9 protein-coding genes and 1 riboswitch are annotated in these 10,615 nt (G+C 60.9%); of the genes, 2 read left to right on the top strand and 7 right to left on the bottom strand.

The window, feature by feature from the left end; all coding sequences use genetic code 11:
* Positions 1–140: 140 nt before the first annotated feature.
* The 3 genes from cpdA to AK821_RS01445 all read right to left on the bottom strand — a co-directional run bounded on the left by cpdA (position 141) and on the right by AK821_RS01445 (position 2,116).
* Positions 141–956 (bottom strand): 3',5'-cyclic-AMP phosphodiesterase, encoded by an 816-nt coding sequence (gene cpdA, locus AK821_RS01455; RefSeq protein WP_064387811.1) that lies wholly within the window; start codon positions 954–956, stop codon positions 141–143.
* Positions 957–1,055: 99 nt separating this feature from the next.
* The gene (locus AK821_RS01450) at positions 1,056–1,508 is read right to left on the bottom strand and encodes a DUF1249 domain-containing protein (RefSeq protein WP_064117171.1); all 453 of its coding nucleotides are present in this window, start codon (positions 1,506–1,508) and stop codon (positions 1,056–1,058) included.
* Positions 1,499–2,116, bottom strand: coding sequence for an NUDIX domain-containing protein (locus AK821_RS01445; RefSeq protein ID WP_064387810.1), 618 nt, complete (start codon positions 2,114–2,116; stop codon positions 1,499–1,501). Before AK821_RS01445 ends, AK821_RS01450 begins: the two co-directional genes overlap by 10 nt.
* 227 nt (positions 2,117–2,343) lie before the next feature.
* Between AK821_RS01445 and AK821_RS01440 the strand changes: the two genes are divergently transcribed.
* Complete coding sequence (locus AK821_RS01440; protein WP_064387809.1) at positions 2,344–3,090, top strand: RsiV family protein; 747 nt, start codon at positions 2,344–2,346, stop codon at positions 3,088–3,090.
* On the opposite strand, the gene cytX is transcribed toward AK821_RS01440, so the two are convergent.
* Both cytX and thiC read right to left on the bottom strand, forming a co-directional pair.
* The gene (gene cytX / locus AK821_RS01435) at positions 3,059–4,351 is read right to left on the bottom strand and encodes a putative hydroxymethylpyrimidine transporter CytX (protein WP_064387808.1); all 1,293 of its coding nucleotides are present in this window, start codon (positions 4,349–4,351) and stop codon (positions 3,059–3,061) included. The two genes, AK821_RS01440 and cytX, sit on opposite strands and share 32 nt — an antisense overlap.
* Positions 4,352–4,498: 147 nt before the next feature.
* The gene (gene thiC, locus AK821_RS01430; RefSeq protein ID WP_064387807.1) at positions 4,499–6,388 is read right to left on the bottom strand and encodes a phosphomethylpyrimidine synthase ThiC; all 1,890 of its coding nucleotides are present in this window, start codon (positions 6,386–6,388) and stop codon (positions 4,499–4,501) included.
* Between the two features lie 146 nt (positions 6,389–6,534).
* A riboswitch (TPP riboswitch) is annotated at positions 6,535–6,640 on the bottom strand.
* 206 nt (positions 6,641–6,846) lie between these two features.
* Here thiC and AK821_RS01425 point away from each other — a divergent pair.
* Entirely contained in the window at positions 6,847–8,280 is a 1,434-nt protein-coding gene (locus tag AK821_RS01425; RefSeq protein ID WP_064387806.1) for a TolC family outer membrane protein, read from the top strand.
* Between the two features lie 92 nt (positions 8,281–8,372).
* On the opposite strand, the gene waaA is transcribed toward AK821_RS01425, so the two are convergent.
* Together waaA and AK821_RS01415 are read right to left on the bottom strand one after the other, a co-directional pair.
* Positions 8,373–9,647, bottom strand: a complete 1,275-nt coding sequence (waaA, locus tag AK821_RS01420; RefSeq protein WP_064387805.1) for a lipid IV(A) 3-deoxy-D-manno-octulosonic acid transferase — start codon at positions 9,645–9,647, stop codon at positions 8,373–8,375.
* Positions 9,648–9,658: 11 nt separating this feature from the next.
* A complete protein-coding gene (locus AK821_RS01415; protein ID WP_064387813.1) occupies positions 9,659–10,555 on the bottom strand; it encodes a LysR family transcriptional regulator in 897 nt (298 codons plus the stop codon).
* Positions 10,556–10,615 lie beyond the last annotated feature (60 nt).

Here is a 10,615-nt window from a genome sequence, read left to right as displayed (position 1 = left end):
ATCGCCCGAATCGACTTGAACTTGCAGATCGTCACGGCAGGTAAGAAGATCTAAAACCGTCCACCATGTCTCCGAACATGTGTCCACCATGTCTCCGGTACATACAGGGAGAGGGCTGGGGTGAGGGGCTTTTGATTCGATCAGTAGCCGTTGGAACCGTAATCAACCGTGAAGGCAAAACCGCTGACGCGTTCGACGCCGGTTTCCAAGCGACCATCCGGTAACAACCGCAACCACCGATACCCAGGCGCCTGCTCCCCCACCTTGAAGTCCTCACTGCCCGGCTCGAACTGAATGCAGGTCGACGGCGATGCCATCAGGCGCACGCCGTTGCGCTCGCGATCAAACGCCTGATGCACATGCCCCCACAACACCGCACGAGCCTGTGGAAAACGATCCAGCACTTCGAAAAACGCGTCTGGATTGCGCAGGCCGATAGGCTCTGCCCACGCACACCCGATCGGCACCGGATGATGGTGAAAGCACACCAGATGATGGCGTTCCGGCGCTTCGCTCAAAGAGCGCGCCAGTAGTTGCAGTTGATCGTCCTGCAGATACCCCGGCACCGAGCCCGGCACTGCCGAATCCAGCAGCGTCACCCGCCAGTTGCCGATATCGACCACCGGCTCCAGCAGCGTGCTCTGCACGGCGGCCTGGGCCATTATCATCGGTTCGTCGTGATTACCGGGAATCCACCGCGCCGGCGCATCGATCTGCGTGCTCATCTGACGAAACTGCTGGTACGACTCCAGCGTGCCGTCCTGCGAGATATCCCCGGTGGCCAGAACCAGGTCGATCTGCGGCTGCTGCCCCAGTACCAGCTCAATGACTTTTTGCAGGCTCTCGCGGGTATTCATGCCCAGCAGCGTACCGTCCGCGTCAGCGAACAAATGGCTGTCGGACAACTGCACCAGCAACGCCGGATCGGCGGTGGTCAACGTGGATACGCTCGGCAAGGCGTTCTCCCAAGGCAAAAGCACGGAATCGATCGAGTGCCGCAATTATGCTGGGGGATCAGTAAAAGAGGAAACCGTCGAACCGGACGCAGTTCACAACTAGCGTACGACTTCGTACTCATGCCCCAACGCCAGGCAATGACTCAGCCATTCCCCCAGGAACAGATTGAGCTGGGCTTTTTCATCCGGTTGATGCATGGCCGCGTTCGGATAAGGATAGATGCCGCGAAAGCGTCGTGCATGTTCGGCGCTGACCACTTCGGCCATGCGTGCGTCGTGATAGACCTGCACTTCCAGTTGCGGCACTGGCAACCACGGCAGGCTGTGTTCCTGGCGCACTTGCAACGTCGTGGTGTATGGGCAGGTTTGCAGCACTTCGAGGGCCAGCACGCCGAGCATCTGCTCGCCTTGAGTCACGGCGATGCGCCGCGCCTCGGGCTCGTTGCGCATGTCCGGAACCAGTCGCATCAGACGCGCGTAGTTGGCCTCGCAGGCGGCTTGCAGCCCCGCGAGGTCGACTCGATAGCGATCGCGCAACTTGTTTACGACCATAACCCCCTCACTTCGGCGCGGTTCAGCGCCAGCCACTGCAAGGCGATGATGCTCGCCGCATTGGCAATGCGTCCGTCACGGACGGCCTGCAAGGCATCTTCAAAGGCCCAGACCGTGACGCGGATATCTTCTGCCTCTTCTTCCAGACCATGCAGGCCGCCAACGCCTTCGGTGCTGCAACGCCCCAGGTACAAGTGCACGAATTCGTTGCTACCGCCCGGCGACGGGAAATACTTGGTCATCGGCCACAGGGCCTTGATGTCCAGCCCAGCTTCCTCCTGAGCTTCGCGATGAGCAACTTCTTCCGGTTGCTCGTCCTTGTCGATCAGACCGGCGACCAGCTCGACCAGCCACGGATTGTCGGTCTTGCCCATGGCGCCGATGCGAAACTGCTCGATCAACACCACTTCGTCGCGCTGCGGATCGTAGGGCAGCATGCACACGGCATCGTGGCGGACAAATATTTCACGGTTGATTTCGCGGCTCATGCCACCGGCGAACAATTCATGGCGCAGGTGAACACGGTCGAGCTTGTAAAAGCCCTCGTAGCATTTTTCGCGCCGCACGATATCGACGGCGGTCGGAATGGCGTTGGCAAAATCAGTCATGAGCATCCTCTTTACTGCAGATCCATTACGAGGTTGCTGTGTGTGACTGGCAACCTCGACTTCGCGCCATCCTAACGCGCCCGCACGGTTTGATGCAGCCCCTTTACCGTCAGCGGGATGGACGGTGGCGGCGAAACGCACTCTAATTAGCTTAGTGGCGAACTGACTGCTTCGTGGAGAGTCGAAGCGGTAACTTTTTGCCTTCCCTTGCTTTCGAAAGGACGCCCATGTCGCTTTTCAAAATTGCCTCCGTGGCCGCCATCGCCCTGACCCTGGGCGCGTGCGCCAGCCTGTTCCAGCCCAACTACCGCACGCCGCTGGAAACCACCCGCGATGCGTCGGAACAACTGAAACCCGGTTGTTCCAACCCTGACTGCCCACTGGTGAACATCGACACCCTGCGCTTCCCGGCCGAACCTGCGCTGGACGGCATTATCGAAAAACGTCTGCTGCAAATGACCCGCACCGAGAAAAACGCGCCGGTGGCGCCCACCCTGGCGGCCTATCGCGAGCAGTTTCTGGCCAGCGCCGGCCCGCGCAACAGCAGCTACCTGCAAGCAAAAGTACGCGAACAGCATGACGGCTTGGTGATCATCGAGGTGTCGAGCTACCTCGACACCGGCGGCGCGCATGGCACACCGGGTCGCGGTTTCATCAACTATTCGCGCCAGCAGCACAAGGTGCTGAACCTGTCCGACATGTTGCTGCCAGGTCAGGAAGACGCATTCTGGAAAGCGGCGCAGGTGGCGCACAACAGCTGGTTGATCAGCACCAAGCTCGATCAGGAGCCGGAGTTCGTGGCGAACTGGCCGTTCGTGAAAACCCCGAACGTGGCGCTGACCTATGGCGGCGTGATCCTCAAGTACGACGTGACCACCATTGCGCCTTACGCGCTGGGCCACGTCGAACTGAAGATTCCTTATCCGCGTCTGAACGGTATTCTCAAGCCCGAGCTGTTTCCCGGCCGTAACTGAAGGCCCGACCTAGAACCAGTTGCAACAGCCCTGCCAGCACCAGCGCCGGCAGGGTTGCGCCGACATCCGGATACAGATTCGCCAGCAAATGGTAGGTGCTCACGCCACCCAGCCACGCCAACAACGCCGGCCAGCGCAACACGGCTGACGCGACCTGAGCACTGCGCTTGCGCAGGATGAAGTGATCGACCAGCACCACGCCGAACAGCGGCGCAAACACCGAGCCGATCAGCAGCAGGAAATTCTGGTACTGCGCCAACGGCGCCAGCAGGGCGATCAGCGTGCAGATCACGCCGATGGCCAAGGCCAGATGCTCGACTTTCGGGCGCAACAGAATCCCGCTCGAAACCGCAGCCGAGTGAATGTCGGCGAAGGCGTTTTCCGACTCGTCCAACAGAATCAGCAACAGCGGAATACCCAGTCCGGCACCGGCCAGCGCCAGCAGCAGCGCGTTGACTTCACCGCTCGGCGCGAAGGCCAGGGTGTAGGCGACGCCGAGGCTCATCAGCCAGAAGTTGCCGATGAAGAAACCGACGGCGGTACCGCCGAAAACATTCTTCGCACGCTTGCCGAAACGTGAGTAGTCGGCGATCAGCGGCAGCCACGACAGCGGCATCGCGATAGCAATGTCGAAGCCCACGGCGAACGGCATCGAACCGTCACCGGCACGCGACCAGAGATCGGCCAGATCGGCTTTGGCAAACAGGTTCCAGGTCAGCCAGATGCACGCTGCCAGCAGCAACCAGATGCCCCACTTGCGTAGAATCTGCCGGACGAAAGTCAGCGGCCCACTGACCGCCAGCAACGTCGCGAGAGCGCCGAAAAACAACGTCCACAACACTGGGTTCGACCACAGCGAACCTTCGCTGAACGCGCGGGTGCCGAGCAGGCTCGCAGCGTCGCGCATGACGATGATTTCGAACGAGCCCCAACCGATCAGTTGCAGCAAGTTGAGCAGCGCCGGCAGGCTCGCGCCTTTGCTGCCGAGGCTGAGTTTCAGCGCGGCCATCGAAGACAGACCGGTATCGCTGCCGATCACGCCGACGGCGGCCAACAGCAGCACGCCGACCAGCGTGCCGAGGAAAATCGCCAGCAGCGAACCGGACAGGCCCAAGCCTGGCGCGAGCAGTGCGCCGGTCTGCAAAACCATCAGGCCGATGCCGAGGGAGAACCACAGGGAAAACAGATCACGACCGCCGAACACACGCTTGTCGGCGGGCACGGCGAGGTCGGGGGAATAAGTGCTGGGTTGAATGCTCAAGGGTGTTATCTCAGAGGGACATTTTTGTTGTGTTGTGATCGTTCCCACGCTCTGCGTGGGAATGCCTCTAGGGACGCTCTGCGTCCAGTGACGCGGAGCGTCACGGGCTGCATTCCCACGCGGAGCGTGGGAACGATCAGTACGGGGTCAAACTTTCTTGTACAGCTGACTGCCTTCCTTCTTGAACCGCTCGGCCTGTTCCGCCAGGCCTTGGGCGACGTCCACGTCGACCGCATCGATGCGCTGGTTGGCCGCGTACTCGCGAACTTCCTGGGTGATCTTCATCGAGCAGAATTTCGGCCCGCACATCGAACAGAAATGCGCGACCTTGGCCGAATCCTTCGGCAGGGTTTCATCGTGATACGAACGGGCGGTGTCGGGGTCGAGACCGAGGTTGAACTGGTCTTCCCAACGGAACTCGAAACGCGCCTTGCTCAAGGCGTTGTCGCGAATCTGCGCGCCCGGATGCCCTTTGGCCAAGTCCGCCGCATGCGCCGCGATCTTGTAGGTGATGATCCCGGTCTTCACGTCATCCTTGTTCGGCAGGCCCAAGTGTTCCTTCGGCGTCACGTAGCAAAGCATCGCGCAACCGAACCAGCCGATCATCGCCGCACCGATACCCGAGGTGATGTGGTCATAGCCCGGCGCGATGTCGGTGGTCAGCGGGCCGAGGGTGTAGAACGGCGCCTCGTCGCAGCACTCCAGCTGCTTGTCCATGTTCTCTTTGATCAACTGCATCGGCACGTGACCCGGGCCTTCGATCATGCACTGCACGTCGTGCTTCCAGGCAATCTTGGTCAGCTCGCCGAGGGTCTCCAGTTCACCGAACTGCGCTTCATCGTTGGCATCGGCAATCGAGCCCGGACGCAGACCATCGCCCAGCGAGAAGCTGACGTCGTAGGCCTTCATGATTTCGCAGATTTCGTCGAAGTGGGTGTAGAGGAAGTTCTCTTTGTGGTGCGCCAGGCACCACTTGGCCATGATCGAGCCGCCACGGGAAACGATGCCGGTCACGCGCTTGGCGGTCAACGGCACGTAGCGCAGCAAAACGCCGGCGTGGATGGTGAAGTAGTCGACGCCCTGCTCCGCCTGCTCGATCAGCGTGTCGCGAAACAGCTCCCAGGTCAGGTCTTCGGCGACGCCGTTCACTTTTTCCAGCGCCTGATAGATCGGCACGGTACCGATCGGCACTGGCGAGTTGCGGATGATCCATTCGCGGGTTTCGTGGATGTGTTTACCGGTGGACAAGTCCATCACGGTGTCCGAACCCCAGCGAATGCCCCAGGTCAGTTTCGCCACTTCTTCTTCGATCGAAGAACCCAGGGCGCTGTTGCCGATGTTGCCGTTGATCTTCACCAGGAAGTTACGGCCAATGATCATCGGTTCCAGTTCGACGTGGTTGATGTTGGCCGGAATGATCGCGCGACCACGGGCGATTTCTTCGCGGACGAATTCAGCAGTGATTTCTTTCGGGATGCTCGCGCCGAAGCTGTGGCCGGCGTGTTGTTGCGTCAACAGGCCGGCGGCGCGGGCCTCTTGCAGCTTCATGTTTTCGCGGATGGCGACGTATTCCATCTCGGCGGTGATGATGCCTTTACGGGCGTAATGCATCTGGCTGACGTTGGCACCGGCCTTGGCGCGGCGCGGGTTGTTGACGTGGGCGAAACGCAGCTTGGTCAGCTCGGCATCGGCCAGACGTTCTTGACCGAAGTTGGAGCTCAGGCCTGCCAGGCGCTCGGTGTCGCCACGGTCATCGATCCACGCCGAACGCACGTCGCCCAAGCCTTTGCGCACATCGATCACCACGTTCGGATCGGTGTACGGGCCCGAGGTATCGTAGACGGTGACTGGCGCGTTGATTTCGCCGCCGAAGTCGGTCGGGGTCACATCGAGGGTGATTTCGCGCATCGGTACGCGGATGTCCGGGCGCGAGCCCTGAACGTAGACTTTTTGCGAACGGGTGAACGGCTTGACCGATTGCTCGTCGACCTTGGCCGAGTCACTCAGGTTGATCGCGTTTTTTGATTTTGTAGTCATCACGGGCTCTCCAGACAGCATCCAGGCAGTGGATTGTCGGAGCAGAACCTGAAAGGCACGGACGCACCAGGACCGGTGCTGTGCATCGTCGTCGAGCGTTCGATTGTCGAACAATTTCCCGGACGAAGCACAAGAGGACTCGCCGGGTGACGAGAAATCTTGTTCCCTACGCAGGCGCTAACCTGATCAGGTTCAACGGGATCCGAAATTATTCGATCTCAGCCTCATAGCAAGGCACCCCGACAAGAACCCGGCCAGTCTAGACACAACTGGCAAAGAACGCCAACACCGCAGCAATCACCATGATGAATGGCGCAAATACAGGGGCTTGGCCGATTGTTGTGAACCGATTGCGCAACTACACTCGCCTTGCCCCGCCACGCCTTGACGCTGCGCGGGCTGCGCCTTACCTTTGGCGCCCGGATTACTTCCATAATATTAATGCTAGGGATCGCCTCATGCTGCGCAAACTCTCACTGGCTGTTGCCGTGTCTTGTGCGTCCAACGCAATGGCCTGGGCAGCAGAAGCGCCCTTGTCGACCAAAACCGATCTGGTCAGCGTCTATCAGGAAGCGGTCGACAACAATGCCGATCTGGCCGCTGCGCGCGCCCAGTACGGCGCGCAGAAAGAAGTGGTGCCGCAGGCCCGCGCCGGGTTGCTGCCGAATCTTTCCGGCGGTGCCGAGACCGCCAACGTGCGCACCTCGATCGATCAGCCCTCGGCCATTGCCAATCGCAGCGCGCACTCGTATCAGGCGACCCTTGCGCAACCGTTGTTCCGCGCCGATCGCTGGTTCCAGTACCAAGCGGCCAAGGACGTCAATGAGCAAGCGGCACTGCAACTGTCGGCGACCGAGCAGAATCTGATCCTGCAATCGGCCGAAAGCTATTTCAACGTGCTGCGCAGCCAGGACAACCTGGCCTCGACCAAGGCTGAAGAAGCCGCGTTCAAGCGCCAGCTCGATCAGTCCAACGAGCGCTTCGATGTCGGTCTGTCGGACAAGACCGACGTCCTGCAATCGCAAGCCAGTTACGACACCGCACGCGCCAACCGTATCGTCGCCCAGCGTCAGGTCGATGATGCGTTTGAAGCGCTGATCACCCTGACCAACCGTCAGTACAACTCGATTCAAGGCATCGTCCATTCGCTGCCGATCCTGCCGCCGGCGCCGAATGACGCCAAGGCCTGGGTCGATACCGCAGCGAAACAGAACCTCAATCTGCTGGCGAGCAATTTTGCCGTCAGCTCGGCCGAGCAAACCCTGAAGCAGCGCAAGGCCGGCCACTTGCCGACCCTCGACGCCGTGGCCAAATACGAAAAAGGTGACAACGACGCCCTTGGCTTCGGCAACCCGAATTCATTCGGCGCGCCTTACGGTGGCAACGTCGAACAGAGCACGGTCGGCTTGCAACTGAACATCCCGATCTACAGCGGCGGGCTGACCAGTTCGCAGGTGCGCCAGTCTTACGCGCAACTGGATCAGAGCGAGCAGCAGCGCGAATCCCTGCGTCGGCAGATCGTCGAGAACACCCGCAACCTGCATCGCGCGGTGAACACCGACGTCGAGCAGGTCCAGGCGCGCAAGCAATCAATCATTTCCAACCAGAGCGCGGTGGAAGCCACGGAAATCGGTTATCAGGTGGGTACGCGCAATATCGTTGACGTGCTCGATGCGCAACGTCAGCTGTACACCTCGGTGCGCAACTACAACAACACGCGTTACGACTACATTCTCGACAACCTGCGCTTGAAACAGGCAGCGGGGACGTTGAATCCGGGGGATCTGGAAGATCTGCGGCGTTATCTGAAGGCCGACTACAACCCGGACAAGGATTTCCTCCCGCCGGATCTGGCCAAGGCAGCCGAAGCGCAGCTCAAGGCCCGCCCTTAAAAGCAAAAGATCGCAGCCTGCGGCAGCTCCTACAGGAAAATGCATTCCAATGTAGGAGCTGCCGCAGGCTGCGATCTTTTTTTGTAGCCGAGTTACTTGATCAGTCGGCCCAAGCCATCCAGCAACCGCTGCAACGCGCCCTGATTACGGCGCATCACTGCCAGCCCGGCCTCGGCCATGCGCTGTGCATCACGCGGCAGCTCGAACAGTCGCTGCACCTCCACCGCCAACCCTTCGGCATCATCCACTTCCGCCAACGCCCCGGCTTCACGCAGCTGCGCCGCAATGTCGAGGAAGTTGAACAAGTGCGGTCCGCAGATCACCGGTTTGGCCAGCGCGGCCGGCTCCAACAGGTTGTGCCCGCCGTTCGCCACCAGGCTGCCGCCGACAAAAGCGCTGTCGGCCAGGGCGTAGAGAAACAGCAATTCGCCCATGGTGTCGCCGAGCAGCACTGACGTTTGCGCATCGACATCGACCCCGGTCGAACGCCGCACCGTGGCGAAGCCTTCGCGCTGGCACAGCTCGAACACCGAATTGAAACGCTCGGGATGACGCGGCACCAGAATCAGCAGCGCGTCCGGGTGATTGGCCAGCAAGCGACGATGGGCATTGAGTACCACCTCGTCTTCGCCTTCGTGAGTGCTGGCGGCGATCCACACTGGGCGCTCTTGCGCTTGCCATTGGCCGCGCAAATCAGCGGCGCGCTGCAGTAATTGCGGGTCGATGGTCAGGTCGAATTTGATCGAACCGGTGACATCGACTGTTTCCGGACGCGCGCCGAGATCGCGGAAACGCTGGGCTTCGGCTTCGGTCTGCACGGCGAACAGGCTCATCTCGGCAAGCATCGGCGCGGTGAGTTTGCTGAAACGGCCATAGCCTCTGGCGGAGCGCTCGGACAAACGCCCGTTGGCCAGCGCCACCGGAATGCCGCGCTTGGCGCACTGGTGAATGTGGTTGGGCCACAACTCGGTTTCCATGATCACCGCAAGCTTCGGTTGCGCGCGATCCAGAAAGCGCGCCGCTGCACATGGCAAGTCATACGGCAGGTAGCAATGCTGGATGCGCGGCTCGTTGGCGAACAACGCCTGAATCCGTTCCGAACCGGTCGGGGTCATGCAGGTCACGGTGATCGGCAGTTGTGGGTAACGCTGCAGCAAAGCGCGAATCATTGGCGCGGCGGCGATGCTCTCGCCAACAGATACCGCATGTACCCAGATGCCACCCGGTTGCAGCGCCGGCATCCCGTAAGAGAAACGTTCGCCGATACGCTTGGCGTACGCCGGCGCCTTGCGCGCCCGCAGCCACAGCCGAATCGCCACCAATGGCAGCCCCAGATAAAACAGCGCGGTGTAGAGAGTTCTATTCATGGCGGCGGAGTTTATCGACTTTTGTCGCCGATCGCGCGCAAGTGCACGGCAAAACGTTCGGCCAGCCACCTCGCGGCCGGGCCAAGGGGCTCGTCGCGGCGCCAGACCAATTCGACCACCAGCGCCGGCGGCGTCCATTCACTGTCGAGTTCGACCATCAGGCCGTGATACGCCGAGTATTGCACCACATGCCGGGGCAGCCAGGCCCAACCAAGATCGCGCACCAGCCACTCAGCCATCACATAGAAACTGTCGGCGCGCCACACCTGCGGGCTGGCCGGCTCGTTGCCCGGATAGACGCTGGTTTGTGTCGACATCAACAACTGCCGGTGTTGCGCCAGTTGCTCGCAGGTCACGTAGGACTGTTTGGCCAGCGGATGATTGATCCCGCAGACCGTGACCATTTCCACGCTGCCGAGCACGCGCCGCTCCAGCGCCTCAGGGATTTCATCGTGATAGAACAGCAGGCCGAGATCGGCGCGCCGCTCCACCAGTTTGCGCGCGACTTCACCTTGGGCGGCGCTGGTCAGTTGCACTTCGAGACTGGGGAATTGCTCGGCGAGGGCGCCGAAACTTTCCACCAGCGCCTGATACGGCATCGCCTCGTCCTGGGCGACGCGCAGTTGCGCTTCCTGGCCACGCATCATCGCCATGGCACGCCCGTTAAGGCGTTCGCACTGGCGCAGCACTTCCCGTGCTTCTTCGAGCAGCGCCTCACCTGCTTCGGTGAGGGTTGGCTGGCGGCCGCTGCTGCGCTCGAACAGACTGACGCCCAGATCGTCCTCGAGCATGGCAATCGCGCTGCTGACCGCGGACTGCGCTTTGCGCTGCTGACGCGCCACGGCGGAGAACGAGCGTTGATCGGCGACCGCGATAAATGTGCGTAATTGATCTAGATTCCACTGCATGCTGCGCGCCCCACCCATCTTTCCAACAGATAGGTAATGACTTTACCGCATCTGGAGAAT

The sequence above is a fragment of the Pseudomonas sp. RIT-PI-r genome (assembly GCF_001297015.1).
Classification (GTDB): domain Bacteria; phylum Pseudomonadota; class Gammaproteobacteria; order Pseudomonadales; family Pseudomonadaceae; genus Aquipseudomonas.
This window is presented reverse-complemented; position numbering and strand designations above follow the sequence as displayed.